The following is a 24,806-nucleotide window of genomic DNA, read 5'->3' as shown; positions in this document are numbered from 1 at the left end:
CCGACGACCCCCGCCCCAGGACGAGGGCCGTCGGTCCCTGCTTGCCCGGGGCTTGTTCAGGCCAGGAAACTCAGAGAACGGTGACCGTGGCGACCAGTCCCAGCACGTTCACAGCCAGTCCCTGCTTGCGTCCTGGCTCCCGCCTCGCCGGGGCCCGCCGGGCACAGAGACGAGGATCCCCATGGCCACGTGCGGCGGTGAGCGCCCCCGGGTGACGCATGACCCGCAGCGGACTCGGCGACGATGCGTGCTCAGTGAGCAAGCGCATCACAAGCGAAGAAAACAATGACCAGAAGGCCCGGATGACGGTGCCGCCTTCCGATCGGCCAACATCCTGATGCCGCCCGCAACAGCAGCGGTCGCGGGACCAAGGGCGCGTCCACGGCCGAGAACCGTCCTCGAGGTGTGCGAAGGCCGTGGGGAAGCCGCCGCACCGGAGAGAAGTTCAGCAGGGCTGACGGCCCCGCGTGGCGCCCAGCCCTCGGATCAGAAAGCTGACCCGGGGTCCCAGCCACACCGTGTCCCCCTCTCGCAGCTGCTCCCGGGCTCCCGGCCAGACGGGCCTGTCGTTGACCCGGGTGCCGTTGGTGCTCCCCTCCTTCACCTCGGTCAGCCAGGCCGTGCCGTCCTCGGCGTGTTCCACGCAGGCGTGTCGGCCGGAGACGGTGGGCTGGTCTCCCAGGATCTCGGACGCCTGCGGCGCCCAGGTGTTGTCGCGGCCGAGCGGCATCCGTGTCCCTCGCGGAAGGCTGAGGTATGTGCCCATGCCGTGGAAGACCAGCCGCAGCTCACCACCCCCCAGCGGCACCCGCGTGGACCGGGAGTCGCCGTCGGTGCGGGTGTGGCAGGACGGGCAGGCGACGATGCCGGACGGCAGGGGCCTGCCGCAGTGGGAGCAGGGAGCAAGGTCTGGGACACCGCTGCGAGGCCCTGTCACCGGGTCCTGAAAGGAGATCCAGTCGTCGAGGCCGTCAGGATTCTCAGAATCCTCGTTCAGCACTCAGGCTCCCTTCTTGAAGTCGACGGCGAGTTCCACCCGTCCGTCTGCGGTCTGTTTGACATCGGAGACCAGGACGGTCGTGCCCGGTGCGAGATCGGGAGCGGCGAAGAGGACCCTGGCCAACGGGTTGATCAAGTGGGTCTCCAGCACCATGCCGATGCCCCGTCCGCCGGTCCACAGGTCGGCGGTGCAGTGCCCCAGGAGAGTGGCCCGTGCGTCATCGGTGAGTTCCAGGTGGATGTCGTGTTCGGAGGACAGCTGCCGCTGGATGTTCCGCACCTGGAGACCGAAGATCTTCTCTGCCACTTCCTGTGAGATGAAGTTGAAGACGACAACATTGCCGCCGATCCGGTTCATCAGCTCCGGCCGACCGATGACCTGCTCGAAGTGTTCCTTGACGTTCTTCCGGACGATCGCCTCCAGCTCGGGGTAGGGCGTTCCGGGACTGACGACCCACTCGCGTTCCTGGGTCTCCGGATCATTGCGCTGGACGCCCAGGTTGGAAGTGAAGATCAGGACGCACTCGCTGAAGTAGGTGGTGACGCCCTGGCCATCGGTGAGCCTGCCGTCCTCCAGGACCTGGAGGAACTTGTCGAGAACGCCCTTGTCCGCCTTCTCGATCTCGTCGAAGAGGATGACCCGGAACGGGTTCTGCCGCACCGCGGCCGTCAGTTCGCCGCCCGCCTCGTAGCCGACATAGCCCGGCGGCGCTCCGACGAGCCGGTCGGCGGCGTGCGCGGAGGAGAACTCACTCATGTCGAAACGCAGGTACGCCTGGTCGTTGTCGAACAGGACGGAGGCGACAGCCTTGGCCAGTTCCGTCTTTCCGGTTCCGGTGGGCCCCGCGAAGAAGAGCACGCCGCGCGGGCGGTGCCCGGGGTTCGTCGCCTGCGCACCGGAGAGGCCGAGAGCGGCGCGTTTGAGGATGTCCAGGGTCATCGCCACCGCGGCGTCCTGCCCCAGCACCCGCCGGGGGATGGAGTGTTCGTTGTTCGGGTCCTCGCCCTTCAGGATGCGCTGCCGGATCTCCTCGCGGCTCCAGGGGTTCTTCTCCACGCCGAGCCGGTAGATGCGGACCGCATCGGGCATGGAGCCGAAGGGGATGCCACGGGCCAGAGCCAGGTTGACACTCTCCTGCATGGCCGACAGGGTCATGCCCGCAGCCGCACGGGCGAATGCCTCCACGGCCTCCTCGTCCTGCCGGTCCCCTCCGCCGGTCTGGACGAGGACGGAGCCGGCACGCTGCTCCCGGTAGTACTGCTGGAGTCTGCGGGCCATCCGGCGCCGTTCATCGGCGTCGGGTTCGGGGACGGCCACTGCGCGGATCCGTTCACTGCCGGAGACCAGCCAGTTGGGGAGGTCCCGTTCCCCCTCGGCCAGCCAGATCACCGGGTTGAAGAGGTCGCGGCCGAACCGCGGGCCGGGCTTGTGCGCCGTGCTCCTCACCGGTTTTGCCAGTTCGGCGAGTTGCAGACACGCGAGAAAGAAGTCCCGCTCATCGGGGCTCAGCCGGGTGACGTCCTGGACCAGACGCGAAGCGTGCTGGATCACCAGGGCCACGCGCAGCGGTGGAAGTTCGACGAGGTCGGTGCGGACCTGCCGGCGTTCCTCCGCCCAGCCGGTGGAGATGCTCCGCAGTTGCTCGATCACCTTCTGCTGCTGCGCGGGACTGGCGCCGGGGAATCCGTGAGGCTTCAGAAGGGTCCGCGCCGCCTCCTCCACCTCGGGGTTCGCGTAGGCGAGGCGGAAGCCATTGATCTGGTCGCAGGTCACCAGGACCTGGTAGCCCATCTTGTGCAGTGGGTTCCACAGCACCTCGAGGAGGGGCCGGGCATGGTCCCTGCCGCTCCTGCGCACCAGGTGCAGATCGTGGATGTTGCCGTGCAGCACGTACTGCGCGTGCACGCTCAGGGTGCCGGTCAGTTCCTGGATGAACGGCGGAAGCTGGTCGTCGTCCTTCTTCAGTTCCATGGGTTCTTCCGAGATCGCGGACACAGGTGGGTTCAGCGCCGTTCGTCGTCGCCGACCTTCACGGTCTTGCGGCGGAGGCCGGGACGATCGTCGGCACGGGTGCCCCGGCGCGGCTCCTCGTCTGTCCGCTCGAGCGGCTCGCCGGGCTCAGCGCCCTGGGTGCGCTCCAGTTCGAACCGCATGTCGAGCCCTGCGTCCCGGGCCAGTTTCTGGAATTCGGCCAACTTCTGCTGGGCCTCGGCGCATCGCAGATCGTCCAACTCCCATTCCTCGAGCAGCCGCTCTCCGGGGGTGTCTGCGCGCATGGTGACGACGCGACAGGTGCCGCCGGTCAGCGTGGCTCTCAGCCAGTGGTCCGGGCCCCAGCCGTCCGGGGTCCAGTCCACCCCCACTTCTCCGTCCTCGGTGCGGCCGATACGGAGTGCCCCCTCCGTACCCTCCGCGAGCCGGGCCATGACGCCGGCGCACTGCGTGCGAAGGTAGAGGGCTTCCAGGGCGTTGTGCCGTTCCGCCACCGCCCGCTCCACCAATTCCTGTTGACGGGAGGCGAGCGGAACACCTTCCTCGAGGAACCGGCGGAGAGCGTCCACCACCTCCGGGTTCCGGTCTGGGAGGTCCTGGTCATCGGGCAGTTCCATCGTGAGGAAGTTGAGCTGGAGGGCGGCGCGTTCCTCGTCATGGCGGCGTTTGCGCGCCTTGCGGTTGGCGCTCTCGACGAACTTGCGGGCCTCTCTGAGATGGATGCGGGCCCGGCGCGGGTTGGCCGCCGCGTGACGGGTCGCGTGCCCGACCGCTTCGGTCGCCAGCCGGACGATGGCGGGATCGGCCTGAGGGTCCAGGGCGGCCAGGATGTCCGCTCCCCGCTCGCGAACAGCCGCCCTGTCCGCCTCGCCGCCGACCGGCAGGGCAGGTGGCACCGAGTCAGTTGCCTCCTGCTGTTCGCCGACTGCGGTGTGACGCTTCATATGCGCCTGCAGCATGGTGTCGCGGCGGGCCCGCATGGCGTCCTGCCAGTCGTCTCCTTCGTCCATGCGGTCCAGGGAGGCGGTCAGCGCGGCCACCTCCCACGCCGCCTGCGCGGCCTCGGCTTGTTCCAGCGCCTTCTCGAAGCGTGCCAACCGGCTCCGGAAGGAACCGAGTCGGGTGTCAACGGGGTTCAGCGGCCCAGGCAGGTCGGGGCATGGCGGAGGGTCGTCCGGCGCCGTTCGGGCAGCACGGGAGACACGGGCGAGCAGGGCGGTTCTGCGGGCGTTCGCCCGGGCGGCGGCGTACGCGGCGTTCTGCCACTGCTCGGCGGCCAGAGCGGAGATTTCCTCCTGCCGCTCCAGGCAGCGCTGTTCCTCAGCCGCACGCACAGCGGCGGACGCCAGCAGGCGGGTGGTGGCGAGGGCGGCACGGCCGGCCAGCAGAGCCCCGCTGAGCGCTCCGAGCGCGGTGAGGGCTGCGTCGGCCGCCTGGTGTGCCGCCTCACCGGCCAGGTCGGCCAGGTGAGCGGAAGCCTCGTGAGCGGTGTCGCCGAGGTGGACCGCCCCGGTGTGCGGAAGGGCGCTGGGTTCGACGGGAGGGGGCGGAGCGAAGGCCACGGTCGGCGCGACCGTGTCCACCATGGGCGAAGCCACCCCTGTGCTCATGTCTCGGCTCCTGTCGTGCTGGTCGCTCGGGTGGTGTCGGCCGTCACCGGCGTCGGGGCAAAACCACCCCGGACGGCCATGGCGCGGTTCCTGCGCGTGCGTCTCTCCCTGCGCCATCGGTGGCACCGGTACAGGCTCCAGCCCAGCGATGCCGCCGTCATGACGGCCGGCCAGAGCCATGGGACCGCGGTCAGCGCCTCGAAGCCGAGCAGAAACAGCAGGCTCACAAAGGCGGTGGCCACGATCAGGGTGCGCCGTCGTGACAGGGTGACGGACGCGGGACGCTCGGCGGTACGGATGAGCAGCCCGGCCAGGGAGCGGCGCGGGTGGTAGGCAGGCGGGCCGATGTAGACCGCGGTGAGCAGTTCCGCGGCGAAGACGGCCGCTGCCGCGGGAAGAGCGAGGAGCCAGCCGATGACGACAGCCTCCTGGGAGGCCCGGCCGAGGACATCGGCCAGTCCGATGACAAAGCACCAGGGGGCCGTGAGCGTCGTCGCGCCCATCAGTGCCCAGCCCAGGGTGGGCAGGCGGTCCAGGCGCCGCATCACGGCGATCACTCCGTCCTGGTCCTCCTCCATCAGCCGCTCGGCCTCCTGCTCCAGGAATCGGGCGTGGCGGATCTCCGCCTCCCGCCGGGCCTGCGGGACGAGCAGGTGGGCGGCCAGCAGCCACAGCGGGTCGTCCGAAGCGGCCACTAGTCTGTTGAACCAGGGCACTTCCGCCGGCAGGGCGTTCTGGTGCGCCCGAATCCCGGCGGACAGCCGGGCAGTCATGCGCTCGGGTTCACGGGCGAGTTCCAGGAGCCTCGCGTCGAGGGCGGGCGTCTGCTGGAGTATTCGTGCCAGCCGACGCCCGCCGAAGTCGGGGTCGCCGCGCAGTTCCCGCACCAGGTGGGACCAGCCGCTTCGCAGGGTCTGCCACCTCCGGGCCGCTTTGTCCAGCCCTTCGCCCGCCGGGCGGACGGCCAGGGTCTCCAGGATCTCCGGGAACCGCCTCAGATGCTTCACCAGTTGGAGCGAGCCGGCGTCCCCTTGCTGAGCCGCCCGGCTCAGCTCGCGGATGCCGCGCGCGGTGAGCGGCGTTCCCCAGCAGGCCGCCTCGATCCGGGGGCCCAGCCAGTTGATCAGACGCATGGTGACCACGGGGTCGGGCGGGTCGCGCAGTTCCTCGCGCAGCGCGACCAGAGCACTTCGCTCGCCGTCGTGCACGGCCGCGGCCTCGAACTGGCCGAGCCATTCGACCAGCGCGGCCCGGCTCTCGGGGTCGGCCAGCATCCTGTCGGCGCTGGCGTGGTAGTGGTCGAGGGCACGGGCCAGGTCTTCCCGCTGGGTGAAGCGCATGCCCACGAAGGTGAACGGGCGAAGCTCGGGCTCCGGCGGTTCGCCGGGCAGCCCCGCGATATGGCGCGGTGCGATGTCCCGGATTTCGCCCGCCAGCCACGCCTCCACCTCGTCGGCGCCCCAGCGGTGCTCCGGGTTCCGGGTCAGGAGCCCCTCGCAGAGCCTGCGGATCCGCCGGTCCCGGATGCCGGAGACGTCGGGGTCCCGCGTGGCGATCGCGTAGGACACCGCCTCGTCGTCGCGTTCGTCCATGGGGTGCCGCCCCAGGGCGAGTTGGGCGACGACCATGCCGACGGACCACCAGTCACCCGCCTCGGAGACAGTCTGGTGACGTGCTCCGGCCTCCGGCGCCAGGTAGTGCGGCTTGCCCCGCCAGTCGGACGGCCGGACCTTCTCGTCGGGCCTGTGGACGGCCGCCCCGAAGTCGATGAGTACGACCTCGGGGACGTCCGTGTGGAACTCGATCATGATGTTGTCCGGGGTGATGTCCCGGTGCACGATCTCGTGCTCGTGCAGGAAGGACACCGCGGCGTGCAACTGACGGACGATCTCGCCGAGTTGGTCCGGGTCCATCTCACCGGGGTGATCCCGCTGGTAGTCGTCGAGGTGGGTCTCGCCGTGCGACCGGTAAAGGTGGTAGTCGTGCCCGTTGGCTCTTCCGGACTCGAGAAGGCGCTCCAGGTGCGGGCCCTCTTCCTCACGGAGCACCCGGCTCACCGCTTCGTCGGGGGCATGCAGACGGTGGTACCACTTGAGCACCAGCGGCACGTCGGGCGTGGGACTTTTCAGATCGCGCACCCGCAGCACCACGGCCCGGGACGGTTCCAGCGCCTGCCGGAGAACTCTCAGCAGCACAAATCTGTCCGCCAATTCCGGCGGAACGGAGGCGGTGTCCGCCCGGGTGTCGGACAGAGCGGCATGAGGGAATCCGCCCTCCTCTGGAGGCACGTATTCAGTGGGGCGACTGGTCGACATCGTCCGGCCTTCCAAGAAATGCACCCGGCCCATGGAGGCAAATCGGCATGGGAGTGCAGGAGCGTATCCGAAGAACCAACCGTTCGCAGGACTTTCTGATTTGTATGATAATTTTATAATTCCGGAACAGGGGCCTCCCCTTCCTCTTTCCCGGCTTCCGATGAGCTGATTAGCATGAACCCCATGCGCACCTTGCCATCGCACCAGGAGCTGGTCGACGAACTGAGGTATCTCAGACAGCGGGGACTTCCCCGGCTTCGCCACTGCCCCCGGGACGCCCTGCGCGAGGTCGCGCTCGCGGCCGGATGCTGCACCGGACCGGACGACGAACTCGAGGGCATCGAGGAGCTTCTGGGTGCCGCGGTGCGACGGCTGGCGGGCGGCGGTCCGCTGCTGGACACGGACGGATGTGATCCGCTGGCCCGTGCCGCCGCCCATTGCTTCGGGCTGTTCGCCCATCGTCGCGGCCTCCCGGCAGCCGATCGACGGAAGGCGGCGGCCGCTGTCTACGGCGTGAGCACCGAGCGGTTCCGCAGGAGCCAGGAGCGCGCGGCAGTGGAGGAACTGGCGTCGGCGATGCTCGCCCTCGCCCGGGAGGCCGGCCGGCCGAAGGAACCCGATGCCGTGGCAACCGGTGCTCCGCAGTCGGCGCCCGTACCGAATCCGCCGCTGCCCGCTCCGCCCCCCACCACGGCTCCTCCCCGGTGGGTGGCGGAGCGGATCACGGTGCTGCTGAGCCCCATCGAGCTGGTCCGCGACGTCGACATTCTGGTCTCGTCCGAGAACATATACCTGGAGATGTCCAAGACCTTCCGGCCCACGGTCTCCGGCGCTCTGCGCAGGGCGGCGGCGGTCCGGAATCCCTCCGGGGAGATCGTGGGCGACGTCCTGGCCCGCGAACTGGCCCTCTGGCTGCGGGCGCACGGCCGTACAGGGCTGCCGGTGCGGCCGGGCACGGTGGTGGCCACCTCGGCGGGCGCGCTTTCCCGGAACGGAGTGCGGCGCATCTACCACGCGGCAGTGGCCACACCGACAGGCGGCGACGTCTACCATGTCGCCCCCACGACGGTCGCCGAAGCCGTGCAGGCGTCGTTCGCGCTGGCCCGCGAGGAGCGGACGGCACTCTCACTACCGCTGTCCACCATCTGCTTCCCGCTGCTGGGCGCCGGGCGCGGCGGCCTGCCGACCGATGTAGCGGCACGCTGGCTGCTCTGGGCGGTCAAGGAGGAGCTGCGGCGGGATCCGAGCTGGTCGGTGCGCCTGGCGACCCGGAAACCGGAACACGCGGAGCTGCTCAAGGCCGCCAACTCGGGCCCCTGAGCGTTACTCCGGCCTTCTTCAGCCTGCGTTCCATCTCCTGCAGTTCCCCTCTCAGCGGGACCCCGTAGATCCGTATGCCCGGGCCGCTTCCGGTGCCCACGACCGCCTGGAGCCGCGGTCCCGCGCTCTGTCTGGTCAGGTGTGGGGCGTAACGGGCCTTTCCGGTCGACGTCAGCGGCCACAACCGCTGGTTGGCCGAGCCCCGCCACACCAGCCGGGTCGGCAGTTCCACCCGGAACCGGCCTGTGATCACCGCGTCGGCATGCCGGAGCGCCCGCCGGTGACGGAGCGTCAACTCCTCCGGCTCGTAGCCGGTGTAGACGAGCAGGTCGGGCCGGCCTCCAGGAGCGCCCCCCTCCGGATGGGCGCGGTCCCGGAGACGGGAGGCGCCTGCCAGCAGTTCGGCCAGCGCTTCCGCCTGCTCGAGAGGCTCGCCGCCGCTCACGGTGAGCCCTCCGGCTCCCCTCTCAAGTGCCTTCTCCCACAGTTTCAGCAAGTCGGAGACCTCCTCGGACGTTCCCCCTTCGACGTCCCAGGTGTGCCGCGACATACAGCCCGCGCAGGCCAGCGGACAGCCCTGGAACCAGATTCCGAGACGCCGTCCCGGGCCGAGGGTTTCCAGAGGAAAATGCGTACCGCTGATCCTGGCGTCCATCGCGCCTCCTCACTCACACCGGCAAGGAGTATCGGCGGTGCGGCCGTCCGGCCGCAATTACGGAAATGCCACGGGCCGGGCAATGTCCGGGCGAACTCCGGTCGTTTTCCGGTTCCTTTGCCGGAACGGTCAATTCCGATCCTTCTCGCCCGTCGTATCCGGGATCCCTTCCGCTACTCTCTTCCCCATCGCACGGATCTCCCCGGAGTCCCCGTGGGGGAATGGAGGTCTCTCCGCATGAACCATTCCGGCCGCATAACAGGCCGCGCCCGAAGAGCAAAGATCGGTTTACTCTCCGCCTCTCTCGCTCGTCACCACGGACGGCGGGACGCGGCGGACCTGTTGTCCGTATTGATCGAAGCCCGCGCCGGCAAGGCCCCGGCCGACCTGGCCCTGCCGCCCTATGTGCTGGGCCTTCGGGCCGAGGTGCAGCGCGGCAGCGCACGGCTTCGGACCCGCATGCTCAAGGCGAACCGCCGGCTGAACACCGTGATCCAGTCGGAGTCAGTACGGATCGTCACCCAGTACACGAAGCGCGGCCGACCGGCGCCCGCCGCTCTGGCACGCTACGGCGAGATGGTCGCCTCCTGGCGCAACGCGGCCGCCGTCCACCGCGCCATGGCTCAGGAACTCGTCGATCAGACAAACCAGTTGCTCGCCTGCTACTGGGACGCCGCCTGGCAGCGGGCACGCCGGAAGAACGAGATCGCGGCGCATGAGCTGGACGAGCGCCGTCCCACCGAATGGCTCCCCGGTGAGATCGCGCTGGATCCCACCTGGCACCGGGTCGACGACTGGCTGATCACCGACCGCTGGTACGGGCAGCAGCCGTCGGACGAAGCCGCCCGCCCGGCCGTCCTCCAGGCGCTGGCCATCCTCGACAGCCAGGCAGTCGGCGCGAGCGCCGCCTCTGCCACCGACCGCTTCCCGGACCGGATCAACCAGGGATGACAGCCCCACCGAAAAGAAAGGTCACCGTGCTCAGCCCGTCCCGCATACGCCGCGCGGCCGCCCTGGCTCCTGCGGCGACGCTGCTCACCGCTCTGGTCTCCTGCACCTCCCAGCCCGACCCCCTCACTACGCCCTGCGGCGTCGTCGTCGACGGCTCCGGATCCGGCGACGCGACGGAGAAGGGCTTCGACGCGGAGGCGAAGCTGAAGAGCACCCTGCTGAAATTCCTCAAGAAGGAGGAATGCGGCACCGTCAAGTTCGCTCCCATCACCCGTTCCTCGCAGAGCTCCTCCTGCCGGGTGGAGGAAGTCGACCTCGATCCGCCGTACAGGAAAAACGTCGACCAGGAGAGCCAGCGGCGAAAGGCCCGGCTGACGGCGGCCGCGCGCTCCATGGAGGAGCTCGAGTGCGCGCGCACACAAGGCGGCTCCGACGTGTGGGGGGCACTCGACCGCATCGGCGAGGCAATGCCCCCGGACGGTCCCAGGGCCAAGCTGCTGGTGGTGAGTGACTTCGCGCAAGCCGACCCGGAGTTCACGCTCTCCCGGGCCGACCTCTCCAGCCGGGAGCAGCGGAAGAAGGTCATCGACTCCTTGGTGAAGGAACGGGGCCTTCCCGGCATCAAGGGCATGGACGTCTATCCGGTCGGCCTCGGTATGCAGTACGACGCCCGTCCCAGTGAGGCCGAGAACTTCAGGGCCTTCTGGACGGAGGTTCTCGAAGGGAGGGCCGAGGCCCGTGTCCACAACACCTACGAGTGAGCCGCCCCGCCCGAGGCGGCGGCGTCTGCCGTCCTTGCCCACCCCCGGGCGCCGGACCGGGGAGCGCGTCCCAAGGGCCCGCGGCATCCCGCCGGCCCCGCAGGCCGGCAGACCGCTGGTGCTCGACAATCGCACGGAGCAGAAGTTCCTGGAGGCATCCCGGCGACGTGGCCGCAAGGCCGCGAAGCGTGGGGTGCTGGACCCGCTGATCCTCCAGAGCAACGACCGAGTCCCGTACTTCGCCGAACTGGCCTCCTTGCGGGACCGGAAGATCCGGGAGATCGACGAACAGGCCCACCGCGCCGAGGAGCAGGCGAAGTTCGACGACGCACACGCCCTGGCCGAGGCCGAGCGGCTGCGGCGGGAAACGGAGCTGATCGATCGCCGCCTGGCCGAGATCGAGCAGCAGATCGCCACCACCACACGGCAGTTGGACCTGCTGGCGATGCGCGCCAGTCGCTGGAACCGCTTCCGTGACTCCCTCCGCGAACGCCTGGAGGAGAGATGGCTCCGGGCCCGCTTCCGTGATCTCCCCCCGCAGGTCCCGCAGCCCCGGGACCCCGGCGACAGCGCGAGTGCCGAGGAGAACGGCGACCGCGACTGGGTGACGGTACCCCGCACGCCCGAGCCTCCGCAGCGGCCCCCGGTGCCCGAGACCTCCGGAACAGCGGACCGGATGGGCCTGGCTCGGGTCTGGGAGGGACTCCACAAGCGGCCCGGGATGCCCGGCTGGATGACGACGAGCCTCCTCCTGGTGATCCTCGCCGTCGAAATTCCCATTTACTGGGTGGCCTACCAGCCGTTCCACGGTATCGGCAATATCAGCGCAGACGCCCAGACCGGCATGCTCGCCGTCTCCACCGCGGTCCTGATGGTGATCCTGCCGCACCTCGCAGGCCATGTACTGCGGCGGCGTCCGGAGACCGGAGCGGTCCGTCAAGCCTGGGTTCCGGCCCTGGTGCTGCTGGCCGTGTGGGGTGTGCTGGCCGGAGTGCTCGGCGTGATCCGCGCCCGGTACGTGATGCAGAGCGAGGAGGGATCCGACGAGGAGGTCTCGGAGACCGCCGGGGATTTCGCGGGCGCCGGTGACGGTGCGGAGGTCACCCGTCTGATCGACCGGCTGGACCTGGCTCCGCAGACCGTCGTCTGGCTGTTCTGCGCCCTGTTGCTGCTTTCCGGCGGGCTCGGCTTCCTGCTGGCGCTGTGCAAGGAACACCCTCACCTGAACGCGTACCGCGCGGCGGTGGAGAAGCGCGCGGAGCTGCTGCGCCGACGTGAACGCAGTGCGGCGGAAGCAGAGCGGGCGCACGTGATCGCGGAGACGTCCGACGCCCGGCGGGAGGACCGCAGGGCCGCGACCGAGGACCGCACCCGGGCCGTCCGCGATCTCCACGAAGCGGCGGCGCACGCCTACCTCGACGGGGTCAGCATGGCGGCGGCGGACCCTGCAGTGACCGAGGCCGCCATGCGGCTGTCCGAACAGTGGCCGCTGCTGCCGGCGACCCGGCACGAACCGGCCCGCTGAGACGGGCACGCCGACCGCCGCNNGCGGCGGTCGGCGTGCCCGTCAGTTCTCGTGGTTCTCCGGCGTGGAGATCACCGCACGCAGCGGACTCAGCATCCGGTTGACCTCCTTGAGGTCGGCGGCCGAGTCCAGACGGTAGACCTCCTCGGGGGTCCGGGCCAGCGGCTCGGGCCCGCAGCGGTCGCCGAAGAACTGCAGGGCTCTGCGGGGACGGCAGCGCTTGGAGGTCCAGTACAGGCCCTGGGCGGCGGTGCTGTGCTTGCGAATCAACTGCACCCAGTAGCGGGTCTTGTCGTACTCGCGCTCCTCGCAGTCCACCAGCCACTCGTCCTGCCACACGGCAGCCAGCCCTTCGGCCGTGGTGAGGTCCACGAGGGCGAGATCGACCGTGGTGCGTACGGCGGAGAGACGATAGCGGGACGCCTGCGCCCAGGGGATCATTCGAATCGCGGTGCGGCTTTCGAACTCCCTGGAGCGCAGGAAGACTTCGGCCAGGGCGGCCACTGGCTCGAGGGCCGCGTAGAGGTACGGATATCCGTCCGGCTCCATGGCGTCGAACCGGTTTCCCTTGAAGTAGCCGTGAGCAAGACGGGAGTTGAACTCGGTGGGACCGTATCGGTTGCTGTGCAGGCGCCAGATGAGGGTGCCGGCCGGAAACACCGTGAGGATCGGTTCCATGGGGACGCCGTCGGGCGGAACCTGAAGTGCCATCAGTCGGCCTCCACCAGTTCGGCAGCGGCGAGTTCGAGTTCCTCGTCGGGCAGGGTGCCAAGGAGTTCCGCCGGGACGCCCTGCAGCCAGCTGTTCCCGCCCAGCCACCAGTCGGCGGCTCCCCAGGGATCCACATCGGCGCGCAGGAGTTCGTTGATGCGCAGGACGACGGGAAAGGGCTCGAGCGTGCCGGGCCTGAACTGAAAGCGAGGGTAACGCGGGCCGGACCGGGGATCACTCAGCCGGATCAGGCCGGTGCCGGCCTGCCCCCCGGCGAGAAGTTCGGCGTGCTCCCGCTCCGTGAGGACGGGGGTGGCGAGCAGGCGCTCCCTGGCCTGCCGCAGCAGCCGCTCGGGGTCGGGGTCCGCTGCCGGATCCGGATCCGGCAGCGGACCCTCGAACAGACTCAGCAGTGTGTCGACCGCGGCGGCGGGCGGCAGTTCGCGCCCTCGGGAGCTGCTGCCCGCGTACCGGTGACCCCCCAGAGCCCGGGACACCGGGTGTTCAGACGGAAGGGAGGAGAGCGCCCGGCGCAGGCGGCGTATGGCGCGGGCGCCCCGGGAGGCCCGGCCGTCGGCAACCGCGTCGCGCAGTTCGCGCAGCGCGGTGGCGATCTCCTCCCGTTCGTCCTCCTGGAGTCCGGCGGCCACGGACTGGTGATGGGTCTGCAGCAGTGTGAGCAGTTCCTCCGGAGTCACGGCCTGGTTCCTCCTGACGGATTGCCGTGGTGGACGAAAGCGGCCCAGGTGTCCGTGTCCCGGAATTCCTTGTGCCAGCGGCGGACCGGGACCTTCTCCAGAGCCCGGACCGGGAATCTGCGGTCGGGCTCGGTGAGCATCCAGCACTGGGCGGCGCGCAGCGCGTCCGGTGGCGCCATGCCGGCGGCGACCCGGTCGTGCAGCACCAGCATCAGGATCTCGGATTCGTCGTCGTCCACCAGCCAGCGGGCGCCGATCGCGTCGGCCGCAAGCCGGTGGACCAGGACCGAGGTGACGGTGAGAGCCTCGTCGTGGTCGCTGGTGGTGAGGTCCGTCTCACAGGCGCCGCACACCACCAGGGGACCGCGCGACCGGTAGGCCTCACCGTCGTGCGGGGTCTCCAGCAGGCTGGTGAGGGTGAGCTGCTGGTCCGTCTCCTCCGCCCCGTCCGCCTCCGCCGAGGGCGCCAGGACAAGGGCCGACGTGGTGGGGTCCGGGCCGGCGATGCCGTGACAGGAGAGATGGAGCAGGGAGGCGGGGGCCTCGGCCCGGCCTCCGAGCAGGGACAGGACGGTCATGGGTGTGGCCGGCGCGTCCGCGGTGTCCTCGTCGTCGGAGTAGTACTCCGCGCCGGGGTAGTACACCTCCCGCAGACGCTCGACCTCGTCTTCGGCCCACTCCAGTTGGTCGTCGCCGTGGTAGACCAGCGCGGGTCGCTCCTGCGGATGCATGCGGGCCCGGGACGAGGCCCGGAGGAACTCACGGCCCGAGGCGGCATGCGAGATCACCGCGATCTCGCAGGCACGCACCGACTCCGGGCCCTGCTGCCCTGCCGGGGGGTGCAGGACGGCCGCCGGCCAGGGCACCACGCCCAGGTCGCCGCAGGGGACCAGAACCAACCGCACCGGCTCGGGTGCCGGCCCGCTGCCCTTCGGCCCCGGGAGCAGTCCCGATTCGGCCAGGGCCCGTTCCCAGAGGCCGAGAGTCTCCAGCACGGGCGCCAGTACGCCGCCCGCCCATGCGCACAGCTGGTCGAATGCTTCGCGCCAGCGCCTCTCGGCACGCCGCCGCTCCTGGGGCGACACGGCGTCGAACGGCGCCTCGATCAGCTGCTGACGTTCCGTACGAGCCTTGAGGAATTCGACGACGGGCACGCGCCCCTCCTCGGAGAGCGCGGCCAGGGGCACGGCCCGGGCGGGCCCGTCAGGGGTCACCATCAGGACCGCGCCATCCTCGGCGGCGGTTCCGGGAAGCAGGTAGACGAGTGCGTCCACCCCAGCCCGAGCCACGCCGGTGCGCAGCGCAGCGGCCGTCTCGGCCGGGGACTCGTCGGCCGGCTCCTCCTGTCCGCGTAGCAGGTCCAGGGCCCGCCGGCGCAGGTCGCCGGGGAGTCCGGAGTCACCGCCGATCATCGCGGACAGGAGATCTGCGGGCGACGCGGACGCCTCCTGCGGTAAGAGCGGTGACGTCGGCGCGGCCTCGCGCCAGTGCGCGGCAAGGTCGGCGGCGCCGAGGGCCTCGAGCCGGTCGGCGACGCTCCTGGACTCGGCAGCGGCGCTCAGGACGAGGGAACGCCCGGCCTCCAGGCAGGCGATCGCCTCGTCGACCCGGCCGACACGCAGCGCCCAGGAGGCCGCGGTGCGGCCGCGGTCGGCTCCTTTCCGCGCCACGCGCAAGCCGTGCCGTACACCGAGTTGCAGCAGGACGTCGTCGGCCGCGGCGCGGAGCGAGTCACGCGCGGCGGTCACGGCGGCCAGCAGGTCCTCCGTTTCCTCCGGCGTACCGGGACGGGTGGCGGCGCGGGTGGCGCGCAACGTGGCGAGGTCCCAGTGCAGGGCGGCGCTGTCGGGGGTCCCCTCGGGAGGAAGCGTTTTACGTGCGTGCTCGAGTTCCACGACGGCCTCGTCGAGCGCGCCCATGTCACCGGTGATGCGGTGCAGGGCGGCGAGCGCGGTCGCCACTGCCTCGCGGACCTTGGCCTCGAAGTTGAAGGTGAGGTGAGGACGCCCGAGGACGGCCCGAGTGCGTCGGACGCCCTCGGTGATGAGGTCGGGGTCGGACTCGAGAAGAGCGGTCAGGGTGAGCAGCGGAGCCCAGGAGGCATCCAGGAGAGCACTGAAAACGGGAATGTTCTGGGGAACTTCCAGTGCTTCCTCGAGGTGGACGACGGCCTTGCGGATGTCGCTCAGCTCATGGGTGAGGAACGCGCGGGTGAGGTGGGCCGTCCCCAGGACGTAGGAGACGAAGGCGCCCACCCAGCTGTCCACTCCGGGGACGTCGTAGTCGAGTTCCAGTATCTCTTCGATGAGAGAGTCCACCGCAGCGACGTCCCGGCGCTCCTGCGCAGCGGTCAGGCGCATTCTGAACCTCAGGCAGGCGGTGCACACCCGCATCCCGACCAGATGGGGGTCGATGGAGGAAGAGTCGGGGGTGAAGCTCTCCAGGAGGGCTGTACCCGCTTCCTCGTCCAGGAGACTGCCGCCCGTCATGCTCGCCACCATCAGCAGGACCGCCATGGTGGCGTGCAGCCATTCGGCCTCCCTCGGGCTGTCCAGTTCCCCGGACTTGGCGGCTTCCTGCAGGAGCCGCAGGGCGGTGCGGAACCGGTCGCGGTCCCGGGTGCGCATCCCGGTCGCCATGTGGAGCATGACGGAAACCATGCGTGACGACTGCGGGGAGTCGCCCAGGGAGAGCCGTCCGAGGATCTTCTCGCGTTCTTGCTCGTCGAAGGAATCGGGGGCCAGCAACGAGACCATCGCCAGGAATTGCAGCATGGTGTCGGTGTCCATGGGCGCACCCGGATCACCGGGCCCGTCGGCCGGAGGACGGGCGATGGAGGTGCTCATCAGTTGTACCGACGCATCCAGTACTCCGCGCAGCGGTCCGGGCAGCGGGCTTGAGCTTCGCTGCAGCCGTTCCGCCGTCTCGGCCAGCGAGGAGAAGTCCCCCGTCGATACGGCTTCCATGACTTCAGCGAGCCGCAGCAGGTCGTCTCCCGGGACCGGGACCGGAAGCCGGTCGAGGATGCCGGCCTCGGAAACCAGCCGGATGAGCCGCGCGGCATCCTCCACGACGCCAGGGCCTCCATGGCTCCTTGGGGTACCGATCGCGTTCAGCGTGGTGAGGGTTTCCAGGGTCAGTCGTTCCCCTTCGCACAGCTTCGCAATCGGAACGACACGGTACGCCAGGACCAGGATCAGGTTCCGCAGCGCGGCCGAACGCTCCTCGTCGGACAGCCACGGTGAGACCCTGGCTGTCTCCAGCAGGGACATGGCTGCCTCACGATCCTTTGGCGCTCCGGCGAGAACGCCTCGGATGCCGAGGAGCGTCCCGAGGCGAGCCTGTATCCGGGCCCCGGTGGCGGCCTCGGGCTCCTCGCCCAGGAGAGCACGCAGCTCATCGATCTCCTGATCCAGTTCAGGCCCCCGGACACCCTGATAGACCTCAGGTTCGTACGGGACCGAACAGTGAGCCGTCCGAGCCAGGATGGCTTCGGCCCGGTCGGCCGGGAATGCGGTGCCGGTATCACTCATGCGTCATTCCTCCCCCCTGTCATCATGCCCACCCCTGCACCCCGGTGCGGGTGAGTGCACGGCAGTCCGGGAAACCGCCCGGAATCCGCCCGGATTTCGCCCGGCGTCGGACCGGCCGGGCTTGCAACCGGTCCATATCTGAGCGTGTTCCGGGCAGGAGGGGGGAGGTTTCGGGCACCGCATGGAGCCCCGGTGGCACAGCGGGCATGCTGGAGCCCCGGCTGGGCCGGACGGAGGAGGCGGACATGCCCGAGGAGAGGCCACCGGACCTGACGGGCCGTGAAGAGCCGGACACCAGTGCGCCGGTGCCGTACCACGAGACGACCGAGGAACGTTATGCGGGCGAGTACACGACCGGTCTGCGGATCCTGTCCGTGGACGACGAGTCGGTGGTCCTCAGCGGACGGTGCCCCCGGTGCGGCTGCGCCTGCACCTACCTGTACACCCACCGCAGTTTTCGGCGGCCCCGCCGTGGGCTTCGTGAGCAGCGGATCCCGGTGATATGCACCTGCAGCACCGACCATCCCGGGCGTCCGGACGGTGAAGAGGGATGCGGCGCCTACTGGAACGTGCTGCTGGAGCAGGTGTGACGTCCTGTCCTCGGGTCTCTCCGGGTCCCCCGGCGACTTCGGCGGACCGGGAGACAGCCCGCCGTATGCGGCAGATGCTGGCCGAGGAGCTGCCCCGGGTGCGGGAGGCGGCGCTGGCGTGGCGTAACGGACTCGCCGGGCTGTTCGTCGGGCTGCTGAGCTTCGGGCTGATCAAGGGCCGTACCGATGTGGACAAGCTGGCCCCTCCGTACGGTGCAGTGGTGGGCGGGCTGCTGCTGCTCTCCCTCGTGTGCGGCACGGCGGGCGCGCTGTTTCTCCTGCGTGCGGCGAACGGTGCGCCGGCCACGTTGCCGATGGTGCCGGAGGCAGGGGGTACTGCCGGAGCGCTGTACGCGGCGGACCATCTGGAGACGATGCGGGCCGTGGGGTCGCTGCGCCGGGGGGTGGTGCTGACCATGATGTGCGCCGCCATGCTTGTCGCGGGAGTGGCGCTCACCTGGTACGGGCCGGGCAAGGAGAAGCCGCGGCTGCTGGTGAGGACCTCGTCGGGAACCGAGTGCGGCGAGGCCCGGCGCACCGAGAACGGGGTGGTGGTGCTCAAGACGAAAACGGGCGAGGTACGCATTCGTCTGTCCGACATCACGGGGCTCTCCGCAGTGGAGACATGTCCCATGGCGGCACCGTCGGAGGGCTGACGGCCGGTCCGGACCGGACCGGCCGGATGCCGAAGCCGGTCAGAACCTCCTCGCGGACCTGTTGTCCGGCGCACTGAACCACCGGCCCGCATAGGTCTCACCGATCGGCCACGGGCCATGCCCGGCGGCCGATCGGGGTTCCCTCTTTGGGACGGTCGGCTCGCGTCCCAGAGCGGCGTACCGCTCGCGCCCGGCCTTCGTCCCGGCGATGCGCTCGGGGATGCCGTTTCGGGTCATGCACCGTTCGGCAGATCAATTGGCGGATCAAGCCGTCGCCGAACTCCCGCAGGAACCGTTCCCCGACGCGGGTGTCGAGAAGACGGGCTCGGATGAGCGGTGCGGGACGGCAGTGCAAGGCGTGGAACCATCCCTTGTTCCGTGCGCTACAGGTGCAGCGCGAAGATGCCTCCTTCGAAGTCCGGAGGTACAGCCGGTCGCGGCACTGTCCGCACAGGAGACTCCCGTGAGCGGACAGGCACAGCCCGAGTGGCGTGTGCCGAACGGCCTCCGGTTGGTACCGCTTTCTTAAAAGTCCTGTGCACCCCCGGTCCGCATCTCCTCACAGAGACGTGGCCGGTTTCACCCGGGACAGCCGCCGCACGCCGAGCGGGCGTGTCCCGTCCGCCGTGGGACTGTTCGATCACGTTCAGGAATTCCTGTCAGGCCAGGAAGCTCAGCCGGACCCGGCGTTCGGGGTTGTCCTTGTTGGTGTCGACCAGGCACACCGACTGCCAGGTGCCCAGGGCCATCCGGCCGCCGAGGACCGGGATGGTCGCGTGCGGCGGCACGAAGGCCGGCAGGACGTGGTCGCGGCCGTGGCCGGGGCTGCCGTGGCGGTGCTGCCAGCGGTCGTCGGCGGGCAGCAGGGTGTGCAGGGCGGCGAGGAGGTCCTCGTCGCTGCCGGCGCCGGTCTCGATGATCGCGACACCCGCGGTCGCGTGCGGCACGAACAGGTTCAGCAGGCCGTCGCGGCCCTCCGCGGTCTCCTCGAGAAAGGCCTCGCAGTCACGGGTGAGGTCGACGACCGCCTCCCGGGAACCGGAGGTCACCTGCAGAACTCGGGTGGTGAAAGCTGTGGGCATGTCCCCCATCCTTGTCGATCTCGAGGGGGATCGGGAAGATCCGCGCCCGCGGCACGGTTGACACGGGCATGGACAGAACACGCGAGGTCGACGTGGTCGTCGTGGGCGCGGGCCAGGCGGGGCTGTCCGCCGCCCATCACCTGCGGCGCGCCGGATTCGCACCGGACCGCGGCTTCGTCGTGTTCGACCACTCCCCCGGCCCGGGCGGGGCCTGGCAGTTCCGGTGGCCGACGCTGACGTACGGCAAGCTGCACGGCATGCACGCGCTGCCGGGGATGAAGCTGACCGGCGCCGATCCCGCGCGGCCCTCGTCGGAGGTCATCCCCGAGTACTTCGCCGCCTACGAACGCGCCTTCGATCTGCGGGTGCGGCGGCCGGTGGACGTACGGGCGGTCCTGGACGGCCCCGGCGGACGGCTGCGCGTCGAGACCTCCGAGGGCACCTGGACGGCACGGGCGCTGATCAATGCGACCGGCACCTGGGAGCGGCCGTTCTGGCCGCGGTACCCGGGTCAGGAGACCTTCCGCGGGCGGCAGTTGCACACCGCGCAGTACACCGGGCCCGAGGAGTTCGCCGGACGGCGGGTGGTCGTGGTGGGCGGCGGGGCCTCCGGCACCCAGCACCTGCTGGAGATCGCCCCGTACGCGGCCGCCACCACCTGGGTGACCCGGCACCCGCCGGTCTTCCGTGAGGAGCCGTTCGACGAGAACGCCCGCCGGGCCGCGGTCGCGCTCGTCGAGGAGCGGGTGCGGCGGGGGCTGCCGCCCAGGAGCGTCGTCTCGGTGACGGGCCTGCCGCTGACCGACGCCGTCCGCCGGGGCCTGAAGGACGGGGTCCTGGACCGGTGGCCGATGTTCGAGCGGATCACACCGGACGGTGTGCGGTGGGCGGACGGCCGGCATGTGACGGCCGACGTCATCCTGTGGGCGACCGGGTTCAGGGCGGTGCTCGCCCATCTGGCGCCGCTCGGGCTGCGCGAGCCGGGCGGCGGCATCCGCATGGACGGCACACGGGCGGTCGCCGATCCCCGCATCCACCTGGTCGGCTACGGCCCTTCGGCGAGCACCGTGGGCGCCAACCGGGCCGGGCGCGCGGCCGTCCGGGAGATCAGGCGCCTGCTGGCCGGGGAGGAACCGGCCGTCGCGGCATGAGGCGCCGCGGCCCGGCTCACGTCGCCGACTGCGGGCTGCGGCTCTGCCGGTGGGCGGCGGCCTCGGCGAGATTGCGCTGGTGCTCGGCGTAGTCGGCGGTGAAGCGCGTGTCGCCCGGTTTGACCATGACGAAGTACAGCCAGTCGCCCGGTGCGGGGTTCATCACGGCGCGCAGGGCGTCCTCGCCGGGGTTGTCGATGGGCGTCGGCGGCAGCCCCATGCGCTGATAGGAGTTGTACGGGTTGTCCACCTGGATGTCGTTCGCGTTCACCCGGGCCGCGGCGGTGCGGCCGAGGCCGTAGTTGAGGATGGAGTCCATCTGCAGCGGCATGCCGCGCTCCAGCCGGTTGAGGACGACTCGTGCCACCTTCGCCATGTCGGCCTTCGTGGCGGACTCGGCCTGGACGATGCTGGCGATGGTGACCGCCTGGTACGTGTTCATGGAGGTGCGCTGCGCCCCGGCGGCGACCGGGGCCGCGTTGAACTTCTTGTCCGCCTTCTCGACCATGGCGGCCAGCAGGGACTGCGGGGTGGTCTTGTCGTCGACGGGATACGTCGACGGGAAGAGGTAGCCCTCCGGGTTTCCCCCGGCGGCGGCCGGCAGCTTGAGCTCGGCCTTGGCGAGCGACTGCTTGGTGGTGCCGGGGGGCAGGGCGAGGGCCTTGTCGATGGCGGCGTAGACCTGGCCGGCCCGCCAGCCCTCGGGGATCACCAGGGTGCGGGGACGTGCCGGCCCGCCGCCGGCAGTGTCGCTGTCCAGGGTCAGCAGCGGCACCACCACGGCGGTGCCGGCCAGGACGGCCCCGGACACGACCAGGGCCAGCCGGCCCCGGCGCGTCAGTCGGATCGTGCTCCGTGGCGGAGTGTTCGTCTGCATGCGGGCACGGTAACCCGCATACCGTCATAAACCTGGCATATCTTCAGCCTGTCGGTCCGGTCTGTCCGGACGGCTCGCCGACCGGGTCCCCGGCTCGGCCCACCGGCCCGGTGCGCCGGTTCAGTTCGCCGGTTCGGCCCGCCGGCCCGGTGCGCCGGTCCGGTGCGCCGGCTCCATCCGCGCATCCCGGCGGACCAGGGCGGCGTAGCGGCCGTCGAGGTCCATCAGCTCCTCGTGGGTGCCCTGTTCGACCACCCGCCCGCGGTCGAGGACCACGATCCGGTCGGCATTGCGGACGGTGGACAGCCGGTGTGCGATGGTCAGGGTCGTCCGGTTGGCGGACAGGGTGTCGATGGCCTTCTGCACGGCGGCCTCCGTACGGGTGTCCAGGGCACTGGTCGCCTCGTCGAGGATGAGGACCGGCGGATCGCGCAGGATGGTGCGGGCGATGGCCAGACGCTGCTTCTCGCCGCCGGAGAAGCGGTGGCCGCGCTCGCCGACGACCGTGTCGTAGCCGTTGGGCAGGGCCGCGATGTGGTCGTGGATCTGTGCCGCCTTCGCCGCCGCCTGCAGTTCCTCGTCGGTGGCGTCCGGCTTGGCGAAGCGCAGGTTGTCGGCGACCGAGGCGTGGAAGAGGTACGTCTCCTGGGAGACGACGCCGACGGCGCGGGCGAGGGTGTCGAAGTCGAGGTCGCGCACATCGACCCCGTCGAGGGTGACCCGGCCGCCCGTGACGTCGTAGAGCCGGGGCACCAGGTAGCCGAGGGTGGACTTGCCGGCGCCGGTCGGGCCGACGATCGCGAGGCTGGAGCCCGCGGGGACGGTGATGTCGACGCCGTCGAGGACCGGGCCGCTGTCGCGGTCGTAGTGGAAGGAGACGTTCTCGAAGCGGACCTCGCCCTTGATCCGGTCGAGACGGACCGGGCGCTCGCGCTCGGTGATGTCGATGGGCAGGTCCAGGTACTCGAAGATGCGCTGGAAGAGCGCGAGCGAGGTCTGGATCTGCACGCCGGTGGAGAGCAGGCCGACGGCCGGCCGGAACAGGCCCTGCTGGAGCGAGACGAAGGCGACGAGCGTTCCGAGGGAGACCTCCGGGCCGCCGACCTGCAGGGCGATGCCCGCGGCCCAGTAGATGACGGCCGGCATGGCGGCCATGACGATGGTGACGACGGCCATGCGCCAGCGGCCGGCCATGTTCGACCGCACCTCGAGGTCCACCAGCCGTTCGGACTCCTCGGCGAAGGACGCGGTCAGCGAGTCGGAGCGGCCCATCGTGCGGCCGAGCAGGATGCCGCTGACGGACAGCGACTCGGTGACCGTGGCGGCCATCGCGGCCATCTGCTTCTGGCGCTGGGTGGTGATCCTCTTGCGTTCGTTGCCGACGCGACGGCTGATCCAGACGAACACCGGGAGCAGGACCAGGGAGACGACCGTCAGCCGCCAGTCCAGGGCGATCATCGCGACGACCGTGGCGACCACGCTGGTGAGGTTGGACACCAGGGAGGTGGCGGTGGAGGTGACGGTGGCCTGCATGCCGCCGATGTCGTTGGCGATGCGGGACTGCACCTCGCCGGTGCGGGTGCGGGTGAAGAAGGCGAGGGACATGCGCTGCAGCCGGCCGTAGACGGCGGTGCGCAGATCGTGCATCACCCGCTGGCCCACGGTCGTGGAGATCAGTGTCTGCAGCACACCGAAGACGCTGGTGAGAACGGCGCTGAGGATCATGCCGAGCGCCAGGAGACTCAGCAGACCGGTGCGGCCCTGCGGGAGCGCGACGTCCAGGATCTCCTTCAGCAGGAAGGGCGTGGCGACGGAGACCAGCGAGGAGGCACCGACCAGCAGGCCGACGATCGCGAGGCGGCCCCGGTAGGGACGGAAGAGCCGCAGGATGCGGCGGACCTGCCGGGGCTGGCCCTTCAGCTCGGCGGGCGGGGTCCAGGCGGGCGGATGGTCGGGGTGCATGGGCTCCTGTCGGGGCGGGCGGACGCCGGCGGCGGACGCGGCCGGTGATGGTCCACGGATCCTAGCTCATTGTTACCTATGTTCATAGTGAACAAGGTCCTGATAGGGTGCCCCGCATGAGTTCCCCCGATCCCGACGGCCTCCTCGCCGAGCAGCTGCTGCGGCTCACCCGTCGGGTGCACCGCATCCAGAAGCGTCACCTGGAACAGCACGCCCTGGGCGTCACACCGGCCCAGTCCCGGCTGCTGCGCACCCTGGCGCACTTCGGCGAGCCGCCCCGCATGGCGGACCTCGCCGCGTCCCTGGAGGTGGTGCCGCGCGCGGTGACCACGCTCGTGGACGGGCTGGAGGCGAGCGGCAGGGTGCGCCGGGTCCCCGATCCGGTCAACCGCCGGGTCGTCCGGATCGAGCTCACCGCCGAGGGGCGCAGGGTGCTGCACGAGCTGCACGGCGTACGCCGGGCCGCCGCGGAGGAGATCCTGGCGCCCCTGACGGACGAACAGCGCAGGACGCTCGGTGAACTGCTGGACACCCTGGTGGGCGCGGTGCCCTCGCAGGGTCACTGCTGAGCCGTACGCATGAGACGTGCGCGGCCGGTGCGCACACCGCCGGAAGGACGGCAGGCCGGCAGCCGGACGCCACGGGAACGTTCCGGGAACGCGCCGGCCGTGAGACCGCGTCACCACGGCTCTCCTCGCCGGCCCCGTGCGGACGGTTCGCCGCGGACCGCTACAGCTGCAGGGTGGCCCTGTCCCCCATCACGATGACGGGCTTGTGCGCCGGGTCGAGCGTGTGCAGCAGGTACTCCATCGCGGTCCTCGGGACGCTGATGCAGCCCAGTGTGCCGTCGCCGTGGTCCAGATGGAGCCAGATCCCGCCGCCCTTGGACCGGCCCAGGGGACGGGTGGGGTCGTCCGGGCGCGTGCCGGGCACGCGGTTGTAGTCGATGGCGATGACGTAGTCGAAGTCGTGCCGGTGCGCCTCGTCCCCGGGATAGAGGGAGACGAAGGCCTCGTCGTCCTGGGTGTAGGGCAACCGGGTTCCCGGGTCCTCGAGGAGCCCGCCGGCGTCGGAGAGCGTGAACACCCCGACGGGGCTGCGCTCGTCGCCCTCCTGATGGTTCGTGGTCCAGCCCCGCTTGCCGTTGTGCGACGGCCAGCGGCCCGACTGCTGCCACAGGGGGCCGCGTTTCTGATACAGCACCAGTGTCGAGTTCGGTGAGTCCTTGTGGTCGCCGTAGACCACCACGACCTGCCGTGTGCCGGCGGGGATCTGCCGCCGCAGCCGCTCCCCGACGCCCGGTATCCGGGTGAAGTCCTCCAAGGGGTCGGGCCGGGCGGCCCCCGACGGGCCGCCATGTCTGGGTATCTCGCCGGAAGGGATCTCCGCCGGAGCCCCGCTGCACGCGGTCACCGCC

20 protein-coding genes are annotated in these 24,806 nt (G+C 70.4%); 8 read left to right on the top strand and 12 right to left on the bottom strand.

What is annotated here, in order from left to right; all coding sequences use genetic code 11:
• Positions 1 to 445: 445 nt before the first annotated feature.
• From CCN35_RS08040 to CCN35_RS08025, 4 genes are all read right to left on the bottom strand, one after another.
• Positions 446 to 937 carry an FHA domain-containing protein gene (locus CCN35_RS08040; RefSeq protein ID WP_245863064.1) on the bottom strand — a complete coding sequence of 164 codons (492 nt, stop codon included), beginning with the start codon at positions 935 to 937 and terminating at the stop codon, positions 446 to 448.
• Between the two features lie 63 nt (positions 938 to 1,000).
• Entirely contained in the window at positions 1,001 to 2,971 is a 1,971-nt protein-coding gene (locus tag CCN35_RS08035; RefSeq protein ID WP_086792002.1) for an AAA family ATPase, read from the bottom strand.
• A 32-nt stretch (positions 2,972 to 3,003) separates the two neighbouring features.
• Complete coding sequence (locus CCN35_RS08030) at positions 3,004 to 4,602, bottom strand: hypothetical protein (RefSeq protein ID WP_143631418.1); 1,599 nt, start codon at positions 4,600 to 4,602, stop codon at positions 3,004 to 3,006.
• Positions 4,599 to 6,890: a serine/threonine protein kinase gene (locus CCN35_RS08025; RefSeq protein WP_158100383.1), complete on the bottom strand. Its 2,292-nt coding sequence runs from the start codon at positions 6,888 to 6,890 to the stop codon at positions 4,599 to 4,601. The genes CCN35_RS08030 and CCN35_RS08025 overlap by 4 nt, the downstream gene beginning before the upstream one ends.
• A 210-nt stretch (positions 6,891 to 7,100) precedes the next feature.
• Between CCN35_RS08025 and CCN35_RS08020 the strand changes: the two genes are divergently transcribed.
• The gene (locus CCN35_RS08020; protein WP_245863063.1) at positions 7,101 to 8,237 is read left to right on the top strand and encodes a macro domain-containing protein; all 1,137 of its coding nucleotides are present in this window, start codon (positions 7,101 to 7,103) and stop codon (positions 8,235 to 8,237) included.
• Here CCN35_RS08020 and CCN35_RS08015 read toward each other — a convergent pair.
• Complete coding sequence (locus CCN35_RS08015) at positions 8,212 to 8,892, bottom strand: 4Fe-4S single cluster domain-containing protein (RefSeq protein WP_086791994.1); 681 nt, start codon at positions 8,890 to 8,892, stop codon at positions 8,212 to 8,214. The genes CCN35_RS08020 and CCN35_RS08015 overlap by 26 nt on opposite strands.
• Before the next feature lie 342 nt (positions 8,893 to 9,234).
• On the opposite strand from CCN35_RS08015, the gene CCN35_RS08010 reads away from it, so the two are divergent.
• From CCN35_RS08010 to CCN35_RS08000, 3 genes are all read left to right on the top strand, one after another.
• Positions 9,235 to 9,843 (top strand): hypothetical protein, encoded by a 609-nt coding sequence (locus CCN35_RS08010; RefSeq protein ID WP_211285498.1) that lies wholly within the window; start codon positions 9,235 to 9,237, stop codon positions 9,841 to 9,843.
• Positions 9,844 to 9,869: 26 nt separating this feature from the next.
• Complete coding sequence (locus CCN35_RS08005; protein ID WP_086791989.1) at positions 9,870 to 10,604, top strand: hypothetical protein; 735 nt, start codon at positions 9,870 to 9,872, stop codon at positions 10,602 to 10,604.
• 118 nt (positions 10,605 to 10,722) lie between these two features.
• Positions 10,723 to 12,129 (top strand): coiled-coil domain-containing protein, encoded by a 1,407-nt coding sequence (locus CCN35_RS08000; protein WP_086791987.1) that lies wholly within the window; start codon positions 10,723 to 10,725, stop codon positions 12,127 to 12,129.
• A 42-nt stretch (positions 12,130 to 12,171) separates the two neighbouring features.
• On the opposite strand, the gene CCN35_RS07995 is transcribed toward CCN35_RS08000, so the two are convergent.
• The 3 genes from CCN35_RS07995 to CCN35_RS07985 are packed head-to-tail and all read right to left on the bottom strand — an operon-like array spanning position 12,172 to position 16,810.
• Positions 12,172 to 12,840, bottom strand: coding sequence for an RES family NAD+ phosphorylase (locus CCN35_RS07995; protein WP_086791985.1), 669 nt, complete (start codon positions 12,838 to 12,840; stop codon positions 12,172 to 12,174).
• Positions 12,840 to 13,538 (bottom strand): hypothetical protein, encoded by a 699-nt coding sequence (locus tag CCN35_RS07990; protein WP_086791983.1) that lies wholly within the window; start codon positions 13,536 to 13,538, stop codon positions 12,840 to 12,842. The genes CCN35_RS07995 and CCN35_RS07990 overlap by 1 nt, the downstream gene beginning before the upstream one ends.
• Complete coding sequence (locus tag CCN35_RS07985) at positions 13,535 to 16,810, bottom strand: CHAT domain-containing protein (RefSeq protein ID WP_158100382.1); 3,276 nt, start codon at positions 16,808 to 16,810, stop codon at positions 13,535 to 13,537. Before CCN35_RS07985 ends, CCN35_RS07990 begins: the two co-directional genes overlap by 4 nt.
• 506 nt (positions 16,811 to 17,316) lie before the next feature.
• Between CCN35_RS07985 and CCN35_RS07980 the strand changes: the two genes are divergently transcribed.
• Both CCN35_RS07980 and CCN35_RS07975 read left to right on the top strand, forming a co-directional pair.
• The gene (locus tag CCN35_RS07980; RefSeq protein WP_143631415.1) at positions 17,317 to 17,661 is read left to right on the top strand and encodes a hypothetical protein; all 345 of its coding nucleotides are present in this window, start codon (positions 17,317 to 17,319) and stop codon (positions 17,659 to 17,661) included.
• 65 nt (positions 17,662 to 17,726) lie between these two features.
• Positions 17,727 to 18,317, top strand: coding sequence for a hypothetical protein (locus CCN35_RS07975; RefSeq protein WP_245863062.1), 591 nt, complete (start codon positions 17,727 to 17,729; stop codon positions 18,315 to 18,317).
• Between the two features lie 659 nt (positions 18,318 to 18,976).
• Here CCN35_RS07975 and CCN35_RS07970 read toward each other — a convergent pair.
• Positions 18,977 to 19,399, bottom strand: coding sequence for a secondary thiamine-phosphate synthase enzyme YjbQ (locus CCN35_RS07970; RefSeq protein WP_067392151.1), 423 nt, complete (start codon positions 19,397 to 19,399; stop codon positions 18,977 to 18,979).
• Between the two features lie 68 nt (positions 19,400 to 19,467).
• Between CCN35_RS07970 and CCN35_RS07965 the strand changes: the two genes are divergently transcribed.
• Complete coding sequence (locus CCN35_RS07965; protein WP_067392154.1) at positions 19,468 to 20,550, top strand: NAD(P)-binding domain-containing protein; 1,083 nt, start codon at positions 19,468 to 19,470, stop codon at positions 20,548 to 20,550.
• Positions 20,551 to 20,566: 16 nt separating this feature from the next.
• Here the strand turns inward: CCN35_RS07965 and mltG are convergent, their stop codons facing one another.
• Together mltG and CCN35_RS07955 are read right to left on the bottom strand one after the other, a co-directional pair.
• Positions 20,567 to 21,427 carry an endolytic transglycosylase MltG gene (gene mltG / locus CCN35_RS07960; RefSeq protein WP_067392157.1) on the bottom strand — a complete coding sequence of 287 codons (861 nt, stop codon included), beginning with the start codon at positions 21,425 to 21,427 and terminating at the stop codon, positions 20,567 to 20,569.
• 120 nt (positions 21,428 to 21,547) lie between these two features.
• Complete coding sequence (locus tag CCN35_RS07955; protein WP_086791975.1) at positions 21,548 to 23,389, bottom strand: ABC transporter ATP-binding protein; 1,842 nt, start codon at positions 23,387 to 23,389, stop codon at positions 21,548 to 21,550.
• Between the two features lie 116 nt (positions 23,390 to 23,505).
• On the opposite strand from CCN35_RS07955, the gene CCN35_RS07950 reads away from it, so the two are divergent.
• Positions 23,506 to 23,958, top strand: a complete 453-nt coding sequence (locus CCN35_RS07950; protein ID WP_067392163.1) for a MarR family winged helix-turn-helix transcriptional regulator — start codon at positions 23,506 to 23,508, stop codon at positions 23,956 to 23,958.
• A gap of 160 nt (positions 23,959 to 24,118) precedes the next feature.
• Here the strand turns inward: CCN35_RS07950 and CCN35_RS07945 are convergent, their stop codons facing one another.
• Positions 24,119 to 24,712, bottom strand: coding sequence for a L,D-transpeptidase family protein (locus CCN35_RS07945; RefSeq protein ID WP_342748578.1), 594 nt, complete (start codon positions 24,710 to 24,712; stop codon positions 24,119 to 24,121).
• Between the last annotated feature and the right edge of the window lie 94 nt (positions 24,713 to 24,806).

Source organism: Streptomyces thermovulgaris (assembly GCF_002155915.1).
Classification (GTDB): domain Bacteria; phylum Actinomycetota; class Actinomycetes; order Streptomycetales; family Streptomycetaceae; genus Streptomyces; species Streptomyces thermovulgaris.
Note: the sequence above shows the minus strand (reverse complement) of the source record. Positions and strands in the feature narration are given on the sequence as shown.

Excerpts from the sequence above, each read along its gene's own strand:
- CCN35_RS08030 (WP_143631418.1), bottom strand. The coding sequence starts at position 4,602 with ATGAGCACAGGGGTGGCTTCGCCCATGGTGGACACGGTCGCGCCGACC.
- mltG (WP_067392157.1), bottom strand. The coding sequence starts at position 21,427 with ATGCAGACGAACACTCCGCCACGGAGCACGATCCGACTGACGCGCCGG.
- CCN35_RS07955 (WP_086791975.1), bottom strand. The coding sequence starts at position 23,389 with ATGCACCCCGACCATCCGCCCGCCTGGACCCCGCCCGCCGAGCTGAAG.
- CCN35_RS08020 (WP_245863063.1), top strand. The coding sequence starts at position 7,101 with ATGCGCACCTTGCCATCGCACCAGGAGCTGGTCGACGAACTGAGGTAT.
- CCN35_RS07995 (WP_086791985.1), bottom strand. The coding sequence starts at position 12,840 with ATGGCACTTCAGGTTCCGCCCGACGGCGTCCCCATGGAACCGATCCTC.
- CCN35_RS08035 (WP_086792002.1), bottom strand. The coding sequence starts at position 2,971 with ATGGAACTGAAGAAGGACGACGACCAGCTTCCGCCGTTCATCCAGGAA.
- CCN35_RS07980 (WP_143631415.1), top strand. The coding sequence starts at position 17,317 with ATGCCCGAGGAGAGGCCACCGGACCTGACGGGCCGTGAAGAGCCGGAC.
- CCN35_RS07970 (WP_067392151.1), bottom strand. The coding sequence starts at position 19,399 with ATGCCCACAGCTTTCACCACCCGAGTTCTGCAGGTGACCTCCGGTTCC.
- CCN35_RS08015 (WP_086791994.1), bottom strand. The coding sequence starts at position 8,892 with ATGGACGCCAGGATCAGCGGTACGCATTTTCCTCTGGAAACCCTCGGC.
- CCN35_RS07975 (WP_245863062.1), top strand. The coding sequence starts at position 17,727 with ATGCGGCAGATGCTGGCCGAGGAGCTGCCCCGGGTGCGGGAGGCGGCG.
- CCN35_RS07950 (WP_067392163.1), top strand. The coding sequence starts at position 23,506 with ATGAGTTCCCCCGATCCCGACGGCCTCCTCGCCGAGCAGCTGCTGCGG.
- CCN35_RS07965 (WP_067392154.1), top strand. The coding sequence starts at position 19,468 with ATGGACAGAACACGCGAGGTCGACGTGGTCGTCGTGGGCGCGGGCCAG.
- CCN35_RS07985 (WP_158100382.1), bottom strand. The coding sequence starts at position 16,810 with ATGTCCCTGCTGGAGACAGCCAGGGTCTCACCGTGGCTGTCCGACGAG.